Origin of the sequence: Variovorax saccharolyticus (assembly GCF_030316765.1) — a bacterium.
GTDB lineage: Bacteria > Pseudomonadota > Gammaproteobacteria > Burkholderiales > Burkholderiaceae_C > Variovorax > Variovorax saccharolyticus.
Genome location: NZ_JASZYT010000001.1, coordinates 1,054,749 through 1,070,811, shown reverse-complemented (window position 1 = coordinate 1,070,811; position 16,063 = coordinate 1,054,749). Strand labels below are relative to the sequence as shown.

Annotated in this window: 17 protein-coding genes and 1 tRNA gene; 5 read left to right on the top strand and 13 right to left on the bottom strand. The window is 68.2% G+C overall.

Annotation, left to right across the window (positions count from 1 at the left end; genetic code table 11):
- Nucleotides 1–20: 20 nt before the first annotated feature.
- The gene (locus QTI45_RS05300) at nt 21–359 is read left to right on the top strand and encodes a c-type cytochrome (protein WP_286368295.1); all 339 of its coding nucleotides are present in this window, start codon (nt 21–23) and stop codon (nt 357–359) included.
- A gap of 52 nt (nt 360–411) precedes the next feature.
- Here the strand turns inward: QTI45_RS05300 and QTI45_RS05295 are convergent.
- From QTI45_RS05295 to tolB, 5 genes are all read right to left on the bottom strand, one after another.
- Nucleotides 412–487: transfer RNA gene (locus QTI45_RS05295), tRNA-Lys, on the bottom strand.
- A 46-nt stretch (nt 488–533) separates the two neighbouring features.
- Nucleotides 534–1,334 (bottom strand): tRNA threonylcarbamoyladenosine dehydratase, encoded by an 801-nt coding sequence (locus QTI45_RS05290; RefSeq protein ID WP_286653706.1) that lies wholly within the window; start codon nt 1,332–1,334, stop codon nt 534–536.
- Nucleotides 1,335–1,347: 13 nt separating this feature from the next.
- Nucleotides 1,348–2,100 carry a tol-pal system protein YbgF gene (gene ybgF / locus QTI45_RS05285; RefSeq protein ID WP_286367725.1) on the bottom strand — a complete coding sequence of 251 codons (753 nt, stop codon included), beginning with the start codon at nt 2,098–2,100 and terminating at the stop codon, nt 1,348–1,350.
- Nucleotides 2,100–2,612 carry a peptidoglycan-associated lipoprotein Pal gene (pal, locus tag QTI45_RS05280; protein ID WP_286653705.1) on the bottom strand — a complete coding sequence of 171 codons (513 nt, stop codon included), beginning with the start codon at nt 2,610–2,612 and terminating at the stop codon, nt 2,100–2,102. Before pal ends, ybgF begins: the two co-directional genes overlap by 1 nt.
- A gap of 19 nt (nt 2,613–2,631) precedes the next feature.
- Nucleotides 2,632–3,948, bottom strand: a complete 1,317-nt coding sequence (tolB, locus tag QTI45_RS05275) for a Tol-Pal system beta propeller repeat protein TolB (protein ID WP_286367723.1) — start codon at nt 3,946–3,948, stop codon at nt 2,632–2,634.
- Nucleotides 3,949–4,095: 147 nt separating this feature from the next.
- On the opposite strand from tolB, the gene msbA reads away from it, so the two are divergent.
- Nucleotides 4,096–5,880 carry a lipid A export permease/ATP-binding protein MsbA gene (gene msbA, locus QTI45_RS05270; RefSeq protein ID WP_286367722.1) on the top strand — a complete coding sequence of 595 codons (1,785 nt, stop codon included), beginning with the start codon at nt 4,096–4,098 and terminating at the stop codon, nt 5,878–5,880.
- Between the two features lie 17 nt (nt 5,881–5,897).
- On the opposite strand, the gene rng is transcribed toward msbA, so the two are convergent.
- The 8 genes from rng to QTI45_RS05230 form a co-directional block, all read right to left on the bottom strand.
- Nucleotides 5,898–7,424: a ribonuclease G gene (rng, locus tag QTI45_RS05265; RefSeq protein ID WP_286653704.1), complete on the bottom strand. Its 1,527-nt coding sequence runs from the start codon at nt 7,422–7,424 to the stop codon at nt 5,898–5,900.
- A gap of 66 nt (nt 7,425–7,490) precedes the next feature.
- Nucleotides 7,491–8,105, bottom strand: coding sequence for a Maf family protein (locus QTI45_RS05260; protein WP_286653703.1), 615 nt, complete (start codon nt 8,103–8,105; stop codon nt 7,491–7,493).
- Nucleotides 8,102–8,569: a 23S rRNA (pseudouridine(1915)-N(3))-methyltransferase RlmH gene (gene rlmH / locus QTI45_RS05255; protein WP_286367719.1), complete on the bottom strand. Its 468-nt coding sequence runs from the start codon at nt 8,567–8,569 to the stop codon at nt 8,102–8,104. Before rlmH ends, QTI45_RS05260 begins: the two co-directional genes overlap by 4 nt.
- Nucleotides 8,566–9,231 carry a ribosome silencing factor gene (gene rsfS, locus QTI45_RS05250; RefSeq protein ID WP_286367718.1) on the bottom strand — a complete coding sequence of 222 codons (666 nt, stop codon included), beginning with the start codon at nt 9,229–9,231 and terminating at the stop codon, nt 8,566–8,568. The genes rlmH and rsfS overlap by 4 nt, the downstream gene beginning before the upstream one ends.
- The gene (gene nadD, locus QTI45_RS05245; RefSeq protein WP_286367717.1) at nt 9,231–9,851 is read right to left on the bottom strand and encodes a nicotinate (nicotinamide) nucleotide adenylyltransferase; all 621 of its coding nucleotides are present in this window, start codon (nt 9,849–9,851) and stop codon (nt 9,231–9,233) included. Before nadD ends, rsfS begins: the two co-directional genes overlap by 1 nt.
- Nucleotides 9,842–10,768, bottom strand: a complete 927-nt coding sequence (gene hemF, locus QTI45_RS05240; RefSeq protein ID WP_286653702.1) for an oxygen-dependent coproporphyrinogen oxidase — start codon at nt 10,766–10,768, stop codon at nt 9,842–9,844. The genes nadD and hemF overlap by 10 nt, the downstream gene beginning before the upstream one ends.
- A complete protein-coding gene (gene purD, locus QTI45_RS05235; protein WP_286653701.1) occupies nt 10,768–12,063 on the bottom strand; it encodes a phosphoribosylamine--glycine ligase in 1,296 nt (431 codons plus the stop codon). The genes hemF and purD overlap by 1 nt, the downstream gene beginning before the upstream one ends.
- 25 nt (nt 12,064–12,088) lie before the next feature.
- Nucleotides 12,089–12,814: a YebC/PmpR family DNA-binding transcriptional regulator gene (locus QTI45_RS05230; protein WP_286367714.1), complete on the bottom strand. Its 726-nt coding sequence runs from the start codon at nt 12,812–12,814 to the stop codon at nt 12,089–12,091.
- Nucleotides 12,815–13,063: 249 nt separating this feature from the next.
- Here QTI45_RS05230 and QTI45_RS05225 point away from each other — a divergent pair, with 249 nt between their 5' ends.
- The 3 genes from QTI45_RS05225 to QTI45_RS05215 are packed head-to-tail and all read left to right on the top strand — an operon-like array spanning nt 13,064 to nt 15,651.
- Nucleotides 13,064–14,095, top strand: coding sequence for a chorismate transformation FkbO/Hyg5 family protein (locus QTI45_RS05225; protein WP_286653700.1), 1,032 nt, complete (start codon nt 13,064–13,066; stop codon nt 14,093–14,095).
- 15 nt (nt 14,096–14,110) lie between these two features.
- Nucleotides 14,111–14,908 (top strand): lysophospholipid acyltransferase family protein, encoded by a 798-nt coding sequence (locus tag QTI45_RS05220; RefSeq protein WP_286653699.1) that lies wholly within the window; start codon nt 14,111–14,113, stop codon nt 14,906–14,908.
- A complete protein-coding gene (locus QTI45_RS05215) occupies nt 14,875–15,651 on the top strand; it encodes a glycosyltransferase family 2 protein (protein WP_286367711.1) in 777 nt (258 codons plus the stop codon). Before QTI45_RS05220 ends, QTI45_RS05215 begins: the two co-directional genes overlap by 34 nt.
- Nucleotides 15,652–16,063: the final 412 nt, after the last annotated feature.

Genomic DNA, 16,063 nt, shown 5'->3' with positions numbered 1-16,063 from the left:
TGCTGGCATTGGCATTGGGGATGGCACAGGCCGCGCCCGATGCCGTGCTGCGAGGTGAACAGGTCTATGCGCGGTGCCAGGCCTGCCATGCGCTGGCGACCGATCGCGTGGGGCCGCACCATTGCGGCCTGTTCGGCCGATCGGCCGGCAGCGTCCCCGGCTTCAACTACTCGCAGGCGATGAAGACTTCGCGCATCGTGTGGAACGACAAGACGCTCGATCGCTTCCTGGCCAATCCGCTGGCGGTGGTGCCGGGCAGCACGATGACTTATGACGGCATCGCGGATCCGAAGGAGCGCGCCGATCTGATCGCCTACCTGCAGCATGCGAATGCGGGTCCCGCATGTCACGGGCCCTAGGGTGCCTGCTATCTTTTCGCTAGCAGGCTTTCGAATATCGACGGGGGTATCGTGGTAGGACGTACAAGATTCGAACTTGTGACCAACGGATTAAAAGTCCGCTGCTCTACCAACTGAGCTAACGTCCCGATACCGAGCTTCTCTTACCGGCGTCGAATCCGGCAAAGCCTGAAATTATAGCCTGCCATTTCGGGAAATCCTGTCCAGCAGCCACCCTGCGGCGCATTGGCCGAAGGTCGCAGTGACGCTGACCACCGAGCCGTAGCCGTGGCAGTTCAGCGAGCCGTCGCCCTCGATCGCGCAAGAGGCATCCGGCGGCGCCACGCTCTCGCGGCTGAACACGCAGGCCACCCCGATCTTGCGGCCTTCGCGCGGCGCGCCGTGCGTCTTGCGAAGCCGTTGGCGAAGCTGCGCCAGCAGGGGATCGTGCGTCACCAGCGAGAGGTCGTCGATCTCCACCTTGTGCGCCAGCCGCTTGCCACCGGCGGCGCCGACAGTGACGAAGCCCGCGCCCGTGCTGCGCGCCCAGGCCGCCATCGCGAGCTTGGCCTTCACCTGGTCGCAGGCGTCGAGCACCGCGGTCACCGGACCGTTCGTGCCTTCGGCTTGCTCGAGCAGGGCCTGCCAGTTGTCGGGCTCGACGAAATCGTCGATCGCCAGTACCCGGCAGGCCGGATTGATGTGGGCGATGCGGTCGCGCATCGCCTCCACCTTGGCCTGGCCCACGGTCGTATCGAGCGCGTGGATCTGGCGGTTGATGTTGGATTCGGCGATGTGATCGAGGTCGACCAGCGTCAGCCGCCCGACCCCGCTGCGCGCCAGCGCCTCGACCGCCCACGAGCCGACGCCACCGATGCCGGCCACCAGCACATGCGCATCGCGGATGTGCGCGGCGCCCGGCACGCCGTACAAGCGCTCGAGCCCGCCGAAACGGCGGGCCAGGTCGGCATCGTCCGAGGCGACGATGGTGCTCACGGCGCAGAAGCCACTAGCGCAGCCGCGACAGCCGCTCGCGGCCGGCTTGCGCCGCTTCCGACTGCGGATAGGCCTTGGTCAGGTCCTCGAGGGTGCGGCGCGCAGCCCGCGTGTCCTTGAGTTCGATCTGGCAATTGGCGATCGACAGCACGGCTTCGGGCGCCTTCGCATGATCGGGCGCCAGCGACAGCATCGACCTGAAGTTCGCGATGGCTTCGTTGTAGTTGCGCGTCGCGTACTGCGCGTTGCCGAGCCAGAACAGCGCCGAGGCGTTGTAGCCGCTCTGCGGATAGCGCTTGACGAAATCGGCGAACGCCGTCTGCGCCTGCGCGAACTGGCCGGCGCGGAAGATGCCGAGCGCAGCATCGAAATCGGCCTTCTCCTTGGGGTCGGCGTTGAACTCGCGTCCATCGACAGCGACCTTGGACGGCTCGTTGCTCTTGATGCGGCTGTCCACGTCGGTCTGCTTCTGCTGCAGATCGGTGACCGTCTTCGTGAGCTGTTCGTTCTGCCCGGTCATGCGCGCCAGATCGCCGCGCATCTGCTCGATCTGGTTCTGCAGTTCGAGCAGGCTGCGCCGCAGCTGCGCGCTTTCCTCGCTCTGGCGCTGTTCGGCCTGCTGGCGCATGGTCTCGACCCGCTGGCGCAGGTCGAGAATGGCCCGCCGCGCCTCGTCGTCCTCGAACAGCGCGGCCTGCGCGCCGAGCGAAGCACACAGCAGCGCGGCTGCGACGGCTGCGCCGCGCAATGAAAGGCCGCGCATCATCAGCGGTAAGTGATCTCGGCGCGGCGGTTTTGCGCCCAGGCGTCTTCACCGCTGCCCTGTGCGGCCGGCTTTTCCTTGCCGAAGCTCACGGCCTCGATCTGGGCATCGGTGACGCCGACCAGCACCAGCGAGCGGCGCACGGCTTCGGAACGCTTCTGGCCCAGCGCGAGGTTGTACTCGCGGCCGCCGCGTTCGTCGGTATGGCCTTCGATGGAGATGCGGCGATTCGGATTCGCCTTGAGGAAGCGCGCATGGCCATCGATCAGTTGCTGGAACTCCGGCTTGACCGTGTAGCTGTCGAAATCGAAATAGATGATGCGTGCGACGCCGACCGGGCCCTGCGCGTTCTGCGCGTTCGGGTCGATGGTCACCGGCGCAACGCCGCTGGCGGCCCCACCCGAGCCTTGGCCTGCCCCGCGGTCGACCACCGGCGCGTCGTTCAGCTTGGTGCCAGACGAGCAACCGGCAATCAGCGCCACGATGGCCAGCGAATAAATCGTACGTTTCAACATTTCGAACTCCTCAAGTTAATCATTGCTTTTGAAACGGACCCCAGTCCGGTTCCCTGATGTCTCCCGCCTGCCCCGCCAGCCGCGCCTTGATCTTGCCGTCCAGCGTGGTCGTCATCAACGCCTCGCGGCCCTGGAGCTTGGTGGCGTAGACGATCAATTTGCTGTTGGGTGCAAAGCTGGGATTCTCGTCGGCCGTGGTGTCGGTGATGGCCTGCACGTTGCCCGTCGCCAACTCCATCACGTGGAGTTTGAACCCTCCGCCCACGCGCGAGATGTAGGCCAACCACCGGCCATCGCCGCTGACGGACGGAGATATGTTGTAGGTGCCGCTGAAGGTCACCCGGGTCGGATTGCCGCCGCTGGCGCCCATCTTGTAGATCTGCGGCGCACCGCCGCGGTCGCTGACGAAGTAGATCGTGCTGCCGTCGGCCGAATACACCGGCTCGGTGTCGATGCTGTTGCTCTGCGTCAACCGGCGCGGCTCGCCGCCGGCCGAAGAGATGGTGTAGAGCTGCGAGCCGCCGTCGCGGCTCAGGGTGACGGCGAGCGTGCCGCCGTCCGGGGCCCAGGCCGGCGCACTGTTGGAGCCGCGGAAGTTGGCGACCAGCCGGCGCTGGCCGCTGGCCACGTTGTGAACGTACACCACCGGCTTGCGCGACTCGAAGGACACGTAGGCCAACTGCGTGCCGTTGGACGACCACGAGGGCGAGATGATCGGCTCCGGGCTGGCCAGCGCCGCCTGCGCGTTCTCGCCATCGGCGTCGGCCACCCACAGGGTGTAGCGGGTGCCGCCCTTGGTGACGTAGGCGATGCGGGTCGAGAAGATGCCCTTCTCGCCGGTGAGCTTCTCGTAAATGTAGTCGGCGATACGGTGTGCCGCCAGCCGCAGGTCGCCCTGCGGCACCGTGTAGCTCTGGCCGCCGAGGTCCTGGCCGCGGACCACGTCCCAGAGTCGGAAGCGGACATCGAAGCGGCCATCGGCCAGCCGCGTCACGCTGCCGACCGCGAGCGAGTCGGCGGTGCGCTGGCGCCACAGGCTGAGGTCCGGGCGCGAGCTCTCGTCGAGCGCCTGGCCCGAGGTGTCGACGCCGCGGAACTGCCCGCTGCGCTCGAGGTCGGCCAGCACGATCGCCGAGATCTTCTGCGGCGACGAATCCTCGCCCCGGAACGGAGCGATCGCGATGGGCAACTGGGTCACGCCGACGCCCGACACCTCGACCCTGAACTGGGCCAGGACGGGAATCGCAGGGGTGGCAGCGAGGGCCGCGACCAAGGCGCGGCGAGCGAAGAACGATGAAGAAGGGGTTGGGGGGAAGTCTTGCAACGGCTTTTTCATGCAGTTCGGAGAGGTTTCCGAGGATTAAGTTTCTTCTGTCTCGGACAAAAACAGCGCACATGGTACATGTTGCGATGGCCCTGGCGTCACAAAACGTGTATGAACCGGCCCGGTCCTACATGTTGCACGCCCGTAGAATGCGCCGCCATGCAGCCTTCCCCCGCCACCGACACGGTGCGCCCTCCCCTGACGCAGCGACTCGCGCGCCTGATGACCTGGTTCGGTGGCGCGCGCCGCTGGTGGGCCGTGGGCATCGTGACCGCGGCGGTCGCCGCGCTCACCGAACCGCTTCTGGCGGCCATGCTCAAGCCGCTGTTCGACCGCGGCTTCACGCGCGGACAGCTGGCCCTGTGGATCGTGCCGGTCGCGATCATCCTGCTGTTCCTGGTGCGCGGCGTGGCGCAGTTCATCTCGCAATACGCCTTGGCGCGCATCGCCAACGACGGCATGCAGGGCCTGCGGCGCATGCTGTTCAAGCGCCTGCTCGAAGCGGAACTGGGATTGTTCTCGCGCCAGTCGGCCAGCACCTTGTCGAACACGGTGGTCTACGAGGTGCAGACCGGCGCGCTGCTGCTGGTGCAGGCGCTGCTGAGCCTGTCGCGCGACGGCTTCGTGACAGTCGCGCTGCTGTTCTACCTGGTCTACCTGAACTGGAAGCTCACGCTGATCGTCGGCGTGATGGTGCCGGGCGTGGCCTGGATCATGAAGGTGCTGTCCAAGCGGCTCTACCACCTCACACGCCTCGGCCAGCACGCCACCGACGAACTGGCCTACGTGGTCGAGGAGAACGTGCTCGCCCACAGGATGGTGCGCCTGCATGGTGCCGAAGCCGGCCAGAGCGAGCGCTTCGAGCGGCTGAGCCACAGCCTCAATCGGCTGGCCGTGAAGTCGACCATCGCCCAGGCTGCGATGACCCCGCTCACGCAGCTCTTCGCCGCCTTCGCGCTGTCGATCGTCGTCATGATCGCGCTCTGGCAGGCGGGCGAGAAAGGGCTCACGGTCGGCGGCTTCATCTCGTACGTGACCGCCATGCTGATGCTGATCGCACCGATCCGGCGCCTCGCCGACATGGCCAATCCAATCACGCGCGGCTTGGCGGCGCTCGAACGCGGCCTCACGCTGATCGACGAGGTCCCCTCCGAAATGCAGGGCCGCTTCGCGCTCGAACGCGCGGCCGGCCACATCGAATTGCGCCAGGTGCGGGTCAACTACCGTGGCGACGACGAGGCGCGCGCGCTGGATGGCGTCAGCCTCGCCATCGAGCCCGGCGAGGTGGTCGCCTTCGTCGGCCCTTCGGGCTCCGGCAAGACGACGCTGGTCAACTTGCTGCCGCGCTTCGTGCTGCCCAGCGCCGGCGAGGTGCTGCTGGACGGCCACGAGGTCGGCGAATGGCAGCTGTCCAGCCTGCGCGCGCAGTTCGCCATGGTCAGCCAGGACGTGGTGATGCTCAACGACAGCCTGGCGGCGAACGTGGCGCTGGGTGCGGCGATCGACCGCGACCGGGTGCTCGAATGCGTCGCCGCCGCCAATCTCGCGGTGCATGTGGAGGCGCTGCCGCAGGGCATCGACACCGTGCTGGGCCACAACGCGACGCAGTTGTCGGGTGGCCAGCGCCAGCGCCTGGCCATTGCGCGGGCGCTCTACAAGAACGCGCCGATCCTGCTGCTCGACGAGGCCACGTCAGCGCTCGACACCGAATCCGAGCGACAGGTGCAGGAGGCGCTGCAGCGTCTCATGCAAGGCCGCACGACGCTGATCGTCGCGCACCGGCTGTCGACCATCCAGCACGCCGACCGCATCGTGGTGATGGACCACGGCCGCATCGCCGAACACGGCAGCCACGCGCAGCTGATGGCGCTGGACGGCCTCTACGCCCGGCTGCAGAGCAGCGCGATCCGGGCCACGCCGCCCGGCCAGACCCCGACCCTCTGAGCGCGAGCGCGGGCGAGCTACAGCAACACGATGTCGTACTGGCCCTGCCCCATCGCGGGCTCGGCCTGAAGCGAAATGGGCTTGCCGATGAAGTCGCTCAGGCCCGCCAGGTGCTGGCTCTCCTCGTCGAGGAAGAGCTCGATCACCTGCGGCGACGAGACGATGCGGAACTCGCGCGGCGTGAACTGCCGCGCCTCGCGCAGGATCTCGCGCAGCACGTCGTAGGCCACGCTGCGCGCGGTCTTCACGATGCCCTGCCCGTTGCAGGCCAGGCAGGGCTCGCACAGCATGTGGGCCAATGATTCGCGGGTGCGCTTGCGCGTCATCTCGACCAGCCCGAGCTGCGAGAAGCCGCCGGCGGTGGTCTTCACGCGGTCGCGCGCGAGCTGCTTGCGGAACTCGGCCAGCACCTGCTCGCGGTGGTCGTCGCGCGCCATGTCGATGAAGTCGACGATGATGATGCCGCCCAGGTTGCGCAGGCGCAGCTGCCTCGCAATGGCTTGCGCCGCCTCGAGGTTGGTCTTGAAGATGGTGTCGTCGAAGTTGCGCGCGCCGACGAAGCCCCCGGTATTGACATCGACCGTGGTCAGCGCCTCGGTCTGGTCGACCACCAGGTAGCCGCCCGACTTCAGGTCGACCCGGCGGCCCAGCGCCTTGGCGATCTCCTCGTCGATCGAATAGAGGTCGAAGATCGGCCGCTCGCCCTTGTAGAGCTGCAGCTTGCCGGCCGCCTGCGGCATGAACTCGAGGCCGAACTTGAGGAGCACATCGAACTGCTCGCGCGAGTCGATGCGGATGGTCTGCGTGTCCTCGCTGGTCATGTCGCGCAGCACCCGCTGCAGCAGGCTCAGGTCCTGGTGCAGCAGCGACATCGGCGGCATCCGTGCCGACAGCTCGCGGATGCGGGTCCAGGTCTTGCGCAGGTAGGCGATGTCCTCGGCCAGTTCGGCGTCGCTCGAATCCTCGCCGTTGGTCCGCAGGATGAAGCCGCCGGTGTTGGCCGGCACCACACCACCGCTGTCGGCCGCCGCGGCAGCCTCGATCAGCGCCTGCATGCGGTTGCGCAGCGCCTCGCGCAGGTCGGGCGGGATCTTCTGCGAGACGCCGATGTGGTTGTCCTGCGGCAGGAACACCAAGAGCCGTCCGGCGATGCTGATCTGGGTCGACAGCCGCGCGCCCTTGGTGCCGATCGGGTCCTTGATGACCTGCACCAGCAGCGACTGGCCCTCGAACACCTGCTTCTCGATCGGCACCATGGCGCCGCTGTTGCGATGGTCGCGCTCGGGCGCCTGCGTGCTCGGCCGCGAGCCCGGGGTGAACGGCGCCACGATGTCGGCCACGTGCAGGAAGGCGGTGCGGTCGAGGCCGATGTCGATGAAGGCCGACTGCATGCCCGGCAGCACCCGCGACACCTTGCCCAGGTAGATGTTGCCGACCAGGCCACGCTCCAGCGTGCGCTCCACGTGGAGCTCCTGCACGGCGCCGTGCTCGACCAGCGCGACGCGGGTCTCCTGGGGGGACCAGTTGATCAGGATGTCTTGCATTTCTTCTAGTCAGTTGAGGACAGAGCAAAAACTGCTGCGCAGTTTCCTGGTCTGTCCCGCAAGGTCTCAATAGCTCTCGAAGCCGGCCTGGCGCAGCAGCTCGGCGGTCTCGAACATCGGGAGGCCCATGATGCCCGAATGCGAGCCGCTGATGTGTTCGATGAAGGCCGCGGCACGGCCCTGGATGCCGTAGGCGCCGGCCTTGCCCAGGGGTTCGCCGCTGGCGACATAGGCGGCGATCCGCGCCGGGCCGATGGCCGCGAAGCGGACATGCGAGACGTTCAGTGTCGCCAGCCGACGATCGCCATGCTGCAGCGCGATCGCGGTCATCACGCGGTGGGTGCGCCCGGCCAGCGAGGCGAGCATGCGGGCGGCATCGGCGGCGTCCTCGGGCTTGCCGAGGATGGTGCGGCCGATCGCCACCGTGGTGTCGGCGCACAGGATAGGCGCCGCAGGCAGGCCGCGCGCCTGGCGCCGCCGCACGGCGGCATCGAGCTTCAGCGCCGTCACGCGCTGCACGTAGGCGGTCGGCGATTCGCCCGCCCGCACGGCTTCCAGCGATTCGGCGTCCTCGTCGGCGGTGGCCAGCAGCAGTTCATGCCGCACGCCCAGTTGTCCGAGCAGCTGGGCGCGGCGCGGGCTTTGCGAGGCCAGGTAGATGAATGGGGAATCGGAACTCATTCGCGGTGGTACGGATGGCCGGCATTGACCGACCACGCGCGATACAGCTGCTCGACGAGCAGCACGCGCGCCATCGCATGCGGCAGGGTGAGGTCGGACAACCGGATGCGCTCGTGCGCAGCCGCCTTGAATGCGGGGTCGAGGCCGTCGGGCCCGCCGATCACCAGTGCCACGTCGTCGCCCTCGCCTTGCCAGGCCTGAAGCCGTGCCGCCAGCGCCTTGGTGGTCAGCGCCGTGCCGCGCTCGTCGAGCGCAACGATGCGCATGCCCTTGGCGATCGCGCCTTCGATGCGCTCGCGCTCGGCCGCATACAGCGTCTCGAGGGTCTTGGAGCCGCGCGGCTCGGTCTTGACCGCGCGCAGTTCGAGCTTGAGTTCGGGCGGGAAACGCTTGGCGTAGTCGTCCCAGGCGGTCTGCGCCCAGTCGGGCATGCGTTGCCCGACCGCGACCACCAGCAGCTTCATGACCTCGGCGAGGTCGTCTTGCGTGCGGCCTTCTTCGCTGCCGGCGCGGCCTTCTTGGCGGCCGCCTTCTTGGCCGGCGCCTTGTTGACCACCACGGTCTTCACGGGGGACTTGGCCGCGGTCGTCTTGCGGGCGGCGGTCTTCCTGGCGGCGGGCTTCTGCTTTTCCGCCTTGGCGGCCTGCTCGGCCGAGCGGATGGCGGTCTTGGCGGCGCTGGAGCGGCGCAGCGAGGTCGGCGCCTTCTTGGCGGCCGGTGCCTTCTCTTCGGAGGCCTGGGCCACTGCCGGCTTGGCGGCGCCGAGCTTGGTGCGCACCGGCTTGTCGCCCCAGATCTCTTCGAGGTGGTAGTAGCGGCGGATTGCCGGCTGCATGATGTGCGCCACCGCTGCGCCGCAGTCGACGATGATCCACTCGCCGTTGGCCTCGCCCTCGACCCGCGGCTTGTTGAAGCCGGCATCGCGCACCGCGTCGCGCACGCTGGAGGCCAGCGCCTTGGTCTGGCGGTTGGAGGTGCCCGAGGCGACGATCACGCGCTCGAAGAGCGGCGATAGATGTTCAGTGTCGAAAACCTGGATGTCCTGCGCCTTGACGTCCTCGAGCCCGTCGACGATGGCTCTCTGGAGTTTCTGGATGTCTTTTTTTGCGGCGGCTTCAGTGGTCATCAGGCGGGTCGGTAGAGGTGGTGTCTGTCAATATAGCGTGCAACCGCCGCCGGAACCAGACCACGGAGGTCCTCGCCACGCGCAGCGCGCGCCCGGATATCGGTCGCGCTGGTGTCCATCGGCTGGATTTGGAGTTGCTCGAATCGCGCGCCGGACGGCAGGGATGCCAGCATTCCGGGGTTGAATGGGCCGGAAGGGCCCGTGGACATTGCGCGATTTGCTACCGAAATTATAGCGGTCGCCAGGATGGCCTCGAATCCGTGCCAGCGCGGCAGCGACAAGGCCTGGTCCGCGCCCACGATCAGCACCAGCTGAACCGCGGGATGCTCCTGCTGCAGCTCCCGCAGCGTATCGAGCGTGTAGGTGGGGCCGGGGCGCAGGATCTCGCGGGCGTCGACCACTGCACCGGGGATGCCCTCGAAGGCCAGCCGCGCCATCGCGAGGCGGTCTTCGGCGGCGCTCAACGAACGTTCCTTGTGCCACGCCTGTCCGGTCGGGAAGATGCGCAGCTCGGCCAGGTCCGATTGCGCCAGTGCCGCCTGCACCAGGGCCACGTGCGCGAGGTGCGGCGGATCGAAGGCACCGCCGAAGACACCGACGCGCAAGGGATTCAGAGCCATTCGCGACGCACGATGAAGTCGCTGTGGAGCGCCGCCTCGGGGCTGCCCGGTTCGGGCTCCCGCCGATAGCCCCAGCTGGCGAGCGGCGGCATCGACAGCAGGATCGATTCGGTGCGTCCGCCCGACTGCAGCCCGAAATGCGTGCCGCGGTCCCAGACCAGGTTGAACTCGACATAGCGGCCGCGCCGGTAGAGCTGGAACTCGCGTTCGCGCTCGCCGTAGGGCGTGTCGCGGCGCCGTTCGACGATCGGCAGGTAGGCCGGCAGGAAGGCATCGCCGACCGACTGCAGCATGGCAAAGCTCTGCGCGAAGCCGGGCTCGGAGAAGTCGTCGAAGAAGATGCCGCCGACGCCGCGCTGCTCGCTGCGATGCTTGAGCGTGAAGTAGTCGTCGCACCAGGTCTTGAAGCGCGGGTACTTGTCGTCGCCGAACGGTGCCAGCGCATCGCGGCAGGCGCGATGGAAATGCACCGCGTCTTCCTCGAAGCCGTAGCACGGCGTCAGGTCCATGCCGCCGCCGAACCAGCACACCGGTGCTGCATCGGCTGGCAGCGCGGCCAGCATGCGCACGTTCATGTGGACGATCGGCACGTAGGGATTACGCGGATGGAAGACCAGCGACACGCCCATCGCCTCGAAGGGTGCGCCGGCGAGTTCGGGCCGGTGCTGGGTCGCCGAGGGCGGCAGCCGCGGCCCGCGCACCTGCGAGAAGCCGCAGCCTGCGCGCTCGAACAACTGGCCGCCTTCGAGGATGCAGGTCAGTCCGCTGCCCTGCAGCGGCTCGCCGGGTTCCTTCTGCCAGGGGTCGCGAATGCAGCGGCCGCCATCGGCCGCCTCGATCGCTTCGACGATGCGCAGCTGCAACCCTCGCAGGTAGGTCTCTACCGCTTCGGGTCGGGCGTCTTCGCCGGCCTGCATCAGGCCTGCGGGCTTCGCGCGTGGACTGCGCGGTGTCCGATGTCCTTGCGGTACTGGGCGCCATCGAACTGGATGCGCGCGGCCACCGCGTAGGCACGCTGCTGGGCCAGCTTGACGCTGTCGGCCAGCACCGTGACGCAGAGCACGCGGCCGCCGCTGGTGCTGAGCTCGCCGCCGTCGAGCGTGGTGCCGGCATGGAACACCACGGCATCCGGCGCCTCGGGCGGAATGCCCGTGATGCGATCGCCCTTGCGCGGCGTCAACGGATAGCCGTGGGCGGCCATCACGACACCGAGCGCGACGCGCCGGTCCCACTCGAGCTCGACCTGGTCGAGCGTGCCGTCGGTGGCGTGCCAGAAGACCTCGAACAGGTCGGACTTCAGACGCAGCATGATCGGCTGCGTCTCGGGGTCGCCCATGCGGCAGTTGAACTCCAGCGTCTTGGGGTGGCCCTTGGCATCGATCATGAGGCCGGCATAGAGGAAGCCGGTGTACGGAATGCCGTCTTTCTCCATGCCGCGGATGGTCGGCAGGATGATCTCGCGCATCGCGCGCGCATGCACCTCGGCCGTGACCACCGGCGCCGGCGAATAGGCGCCCATGCCGCCGGTGTTGGGGCCATCGTCGCCATCGAGCAGGCGCTTGTGGTCCTGGCTGGTGGCCAGCGCCGTGACGTTCTTGCCATCGCACAGCACGATGAAGCTGGCCTCTTCGCCCGTGAGGAACTCCTCGATCACGACGCGCGCCCCGCCCTCGTTGTGCGAGACGCCGAACTTGTTGTCGAGCAGCATGAAGTCGATCGCCTCGTGCGCCTCGGCCAGCGTGGTGGCGACCACCACCCCCTTGCCGGCCGCCAGGCCGTCGGCCTTGATCACGATCGGCGCGCCCTTGGCGTCGACGTAGGCATGTGCCGCCGCGGCGTCGGTGAAGGCCTCGTATTCGGCGGTCGGGATCGCGTGCCGCTTCATGAAGGCCTTCGAGAAGGCCTTGGAGCTCTCGAGCTGCGCCGCGGCCTGGGTCGGCCCGAAGATGCGCAGGCCGTGGGCCCGGAACTCGTCGACCACGCCGGCTGCCAGCGGCGCCTCGGGGCCGACCACGGTCAAGCCGATCTTCTCCTGCTGGGCCCAGGCCCGGAGATCGGCCGGCGCCGTGATGTCGACGCACTCGTAGCGCGTGTCGGAGCGGGTGCCGCCGTTGCCCGGCGCCACATAGACCCGGCTCACACGGTGCGACTGCGCCAGTCGCCACGCCAGTGCGTGCTCTCGGCCGCCGCCCCCAATCACCAGTACCTTCATTCGCGGGCTTTCGTTCGCCGCACCGTCATTCGGACAGCGCTGCGTTGTGATAGACATCCTGCACGTCGTCCAGGTCTTCCAGGACGTCGAGCAGCTTCTGCATGCGGGCGGCTTCCTCGCCCGCGAGTTCGATGGTGTTCTCGGCCCGCATCGTGACCTCGGCCACCTCGGGCTTGAGGCCGGCGGCCTCAAGCGCGTTCTTGACGGCTTCGAAGTCGGCAACCGCGGTCAGCACCTCGATGGCGCCGTCGTCGTCGCTGACCACATCCTCGGCGCCGGCCTCGAGTGCCACTTCCATGACCTTGTCCTCGCTGGTGCCGGGCCCGAACACGAGCTGGCCGCAATGCTTGAACTGGAACGCGACCGAGCCTTCGGTGCCCATGTTGCCGCCATGCTTGGAAAAGGCATGGCGTACTTCGGCGACCGTGCGCACGCGGTTGTCGGTCATGGTGTCGACGATGATCGCGGCGCCGCCGATGCCGTAGCCCTCGTAGCGGATTTCCTCGTAGTTGACGCCTTCGAGGTTGCCGGTGGCCTTGTCGATGTTGCGCTTGATCGTGTCGATCGGCAGATTGACCGCCTTGGCCTTCTCGACCGCCAGCCGCAGCCGCGGATTGGCGCCGAGATCGCCGCCGCCAGTGCGCGCGGCGACCATGATTTCACGGATGGCGCGGGTCCAGAGCTTGCCGCGTTTCTCGTCCTGCCGGCCCTTCCGGTGCTGAATGTTCGCCCATTTGCTGTGTCCGGCCATGGCTCTATCTCTCGCAGTTCTGTGTTTTCAATCCAGGCAGCGAGTTTACTGTCCGGCGGACGCAACTGCCGGGCCCGTCCGACAGGAGCGACCACGCCTTTTTGGGATAATCCGGCGCTGATGCGCCCTTGCGCGACCCACCTCCAAGCCCACGCGCATGAACAATTTCCCGACGTATCCCGAATCCGCCTTGCCCACACGGAAGACTTGCGACGTGCTCGTGATCGCCGAGAACCTCGTCGAAGCCCCATGACCGCACGACTCCCCCTAGGCGCGCCTCCCCTGCGCGTGCAGCGCCTCAGCCTCGCCGACAGCCTGGCCCTCGCCGCCAGCAGCCAGTCGCCATTCGGCGCACTCGGCTACGGCACCCCCGACGGCCTGGCCTGGATGCCGACCGTGAATGCGCGCGTGCTGTCCGGCGGCGCCGCGATGGCCGATGTCTGGCATGCCAGCGAACACATCGAATCGGGCACCACCGGCGTGGTGCGCTGGCGCTGCGACGGCCACTGGATGCTCGGCGCCATCGATCTCGACGAGAGCGTCGAGCGCAGCGGCGTCGCCGCGCTGGCCGAACGTGCCTACCGCGATCTGTTCGCGGCGCTCGCAGCCACCGGCTGCAACCATCTGCTGCGGATCTGGAACTACCTGCCGCAGATCAACGGCGACGGCGGCGGCCTGGAGCGCTACCGCCAGTTCAACGCCGGCCGGCAGCAGGCTTTCGTCGACGCCGGCCAGGCCGCCTTCGACGGCGCCCCTGCCGCCTGCGCGCTCGGCATCCACCAGGGCGCGCTCAGCATCCGCTTCCTGGCCGGCCGCACCGCGCCGCTCGCGGTCGAGAACCCGCGCCAGGTCTCCGCCTACCGCTACCCGACCGACTACGGCCCGCGCGCCCCGACCTTCTCGCGTGCGGCACTGGCCGAGATCGGCGGCGGCGACGTCGCCCTCTTCATCTCGGGCACGGCCAGCATCGTCGGCCACGAGACCGTGCATGTGGGCGAGTTGCTGCCGCAGGTGCAGGAAACGCTGCGCAACCTCGCCGCCGTGATCGCGGCGGCCAACGAGCGCACCAGCGCCAGCTTCGACCTGGCGGCGCTCGACTGCGTGGTCTACGTGCGCCATGCCGCCGACGCACCCCGGGTGCGGCGGGCGCTCGAAGAGGCGCTGGGGCCGGCCGCCCACACGGTGAGCCACGCGGTCTACCTCGAAGCCGACATCTGCCGCCAGGACCTGCTGGTGGAGATCGAAGCCCATTCGGTCGCACGCGGCGCACTGCGCGCCTGACGGTCGAGGCCTTCCATGAACCGGCTGCTCCGCCTGGGACTCGCGATCCCGTTCGCGCTGCCGCTGTATGCGCTGCTGGTGCTGCTCGGTGCCATCTCGCTGGTCTGGAACGTCGTCGCGATGCTGCTCTACCCGCTGCTGCCGGCCACCACCGGCCGCGCCCTCGGCCGCAGCGTGATCGCCCGGGCCTATCGCTTCTTCTGGGCCGCCGCCTCGGTCAGCGGCATGATGCGCATCGATGCCGATTGCCTCGACGCCCTGCGCGACGAGCGCGGGCTGATCCTGGTGGCCAACCATCCGACGATGCTCGACGCGCTGCTGCTCGTCGCGCGACTGCCGCGCAGCGCCTGCATCATGAAGGCCGACCTCATGCGCAATGTCTTCCTGGGTGCCGGCGCCCGGCTGGCACGCTACATCCGCAACGACTCGGCGCGCACGATGGTCCGGCTGGCCGTCGAAGACCTGCGCAACGGAGGCCAGCTGGTGATCTTCCCGGAGGGCACGCGCACCGTGACGCCGCCGCTCAATACCTTCAGGCCGGGCGTCACCCTGATCGCCAAGCTGGCGCAGGCACCGATCCAGACCGTCTTCATCGACACCGAGTCCCCCTACCTGGCCAAGGGCTGGCCGCTGTGGCGCGTGCCGCCGCTGCCGATCGTGTTCCGGCTGCGGCTGGGACAGCGCTTCGCACCCTCGCAGGACAGCAATGCGCTGCTGCAGCAGATCGAACTCTATTACCGCCAATCCATGGAACAGCGCGCCCCCGACGCGCAGCCCGCATGCCAGACGTCTCGCGCACCCACCTTGTCCTGATTCCGAGCTACAACACGGGCGAAGGCCTGTTCTCCACGGTCAAGGCGGCACGCGCGCAATGGAATCCGGTGTGGGTGGTGGTGGACGGCAGCACCGACGGCACCGGCGAACGGCTCCAGCAAATGGCCGCGGACGACCCCGGCCTGCGGGTCTGGCTCCTGCCGCACAACCAGGGCAAGGGCGCGGCGGTGCTCCATGGCTTGCGCGAGGCCGCTCGGGCCGGCTACACCCACGCTCTGACGATGGATTCCGACGGGCAGCACCCGGCAGACCTGATCCCGGACTTCATGCGGGCCTCCGAAGCGCGGCCCGAGACGATGGTGCTCGGGAGGCCGGTCTTCGATGCCAGCGCCCCGTTGCTGCGGGTGCGCGGCCGGCGGGTTTCCAACGGCTGGACCCAACTCGAAACGCTGTTCGCCGGTGTCGGCGATTCGCTCTACGGCTTTCGCGTGTACCCGGTAGCGGACCTGGTCGCCGTGATGGCTCGCCAGCCGTGGATGCGCCGCTTCGATTTCGACACCGAAGCCGTGGTGCGCCTGGCCTGGCGCGGGGTCAAGCCGGTGAACATCGATGCGCCGGTGAAGTACCTGACCGCCGAGGAAGGCGGGGTGTCTCACTTCCGCTATGGCCGCGACAACCTGCTGCTGACCTGGATGCACACGCGCTTGATGATCGAGTTCGTGCTGCGGCTGCCTGGGCTGGTGGTGCGCAAGCTGCGGGGGGCGCCGCCGTTTCAGGCGTGATCCTGGGGTGTGCGCGGCGATGGCGGGCGGTATGCCCTGGACCGGCCGACGTCACCGGCCCTTCGGGCTTCCCTGCGCTGCTCACGACAGGCGGGGTCCGCGCAAACTCGCTCCGCTGCGCTCCACTCAAACACGCGCGGCCCTGATCCGCCTGCCGCTCCGCTGCTCGGCGGTGCCTCAACGGCCGGCCCAGGGCATACCGCCCGCCACCGCTGACAGGTTGGGGTTGCATCGGCGTTGGAGAAGTTTGGATTGTTCGCACACCCCTGAGCCCGGCATGCGGTGCGGGACGGGCGATCCCCTCTGCGCCGCTGAGGAGCGGAGCTTCAGGCGGATCAGGGCCGCGCGTGTTTGAGCGAAGCGAGTTTGCGCGGACCCCGCCTGAAGCGAGCACCGCAAGGAAGCCCGAAGG

What these genes read in the sequence shown, in the direction of transcription:
- tolB (WP_286367723.1), bottom strand. Translation starts at nt 3,948, where the DNA reads ATGAAAAAGCCGTTGCAAGACTTCCCCCCAACCCCTTCTTCATCGTTC.
- hemF (WP_286653702.1), bottom strand. Translation starts at nt 10,768, where the DNA reads ATGCAGGCCGGCGAAGACGCCCGACCCGAAGCGGTAGAGACCTACCTG.
- QTI45_RS05300 (WP_286368295.1), top strand. Translation starts at nt 21, where the DNA reads ATGGCACAGGCCGCGCCCGATGCCGTGCTGCGAGGTGAACAGGTCTAT.
- QTI45_RS05260 (WP_286653703.1), bottom strand. Translation starts at nt 8,105, where the DNA reads ATGAGTTCCGATTCCCCATTCATCTACCTGGCCTCGCAAAGCCCGCGC.
- ybgF (WP_286367725.1), bottom strand. Translation starts at nt 2,100, where the DNA reads ATGATGCGCGGCCTTTCATTGCGCGGCGCAGCCGTCGCAGCCGCGCTG.
- QTI45_RS05225 (WP_286653700.1), top strand. Translation starts at nt 13,064, where the DNA reads ATGACCGCACGACTCCCCCTAGGCGCGCCTCCCCTGCGCGTGCAGCGC.
- pal (WP_286653705.1), bottom strand. Translation starts at nt 2,612, where the DNA reads ATGTTGAAACGTACGATTTATTCGCTGGCCATCGTGGCGCTGATTGCC.
- QTI45_RS05215 (WP_286367711.1), top strand. Translation starts at nt 14,875, where the DNA reads ATGCCAGACGTCTCGCGCACCCACCTTGTCCTGATTCCGAGCTACAAC.
- QTI45_RS05220 (WP_286653699.1), top strand. Translation starts at nt 14,111, where the DNA reads ATGAACCGGCTGCTCCGCCTGGGACTCGCGATCCCGTTCGCGCTGCCG.
- rng (WP_286653704.1), bottom strand. Translation starts at nt 7,424, where the DNA reads ATGCAAGACATCCTGATCAACTGGTCCCCCCAGGAGACCCGCGTCGCG.
- msbA (WP_286367722.1), top strand. Translation starts at nt 4,096, where the DNA reads ATGCAGCCTTCCCCCGCCACCGACACGGTGCGCCCTCCCCTGACGCAG.
- nadD (WP_286367717.1), bottom strand. Translation starts at nt 9,851, where the DNA reads ATGGCTCTGAATCCCTTGCGCGTCGGTGTCTTCGGCGGTGCCTTCGAT.
- QTI45_RS05230 (WP_286367714.1), bottom strand. Translation starts at nt 12,814, where the DNA reads ATGGCCGGACACAGCAAATGGGCGAACATTCAGCACCGGAAGGGCCGG.
- rlmH (WP_286367719.1), bottom strand. Translation starts at nt 8,569, where the DNA reads ATGAAGCTGCTGGTGGTCGCGGTCGGGCAACGCATGCCCGACTGGGCG.
- rsfS (WP_286367718.1), bottom strand. Translation starts at nt 9,231, where the DNA reads ATGACCACTGAAGCCGCCGCAAAAAAAGACATCCAGAAACTCCAGAGA.
- purD (WP_286653701.1), bottom strand. Translation starts at nt 12,063, where the DNA reads ATGAAGGTACTGGTGATTGGGGGCGGCGGCCGAGAGCACGCACTGGCG.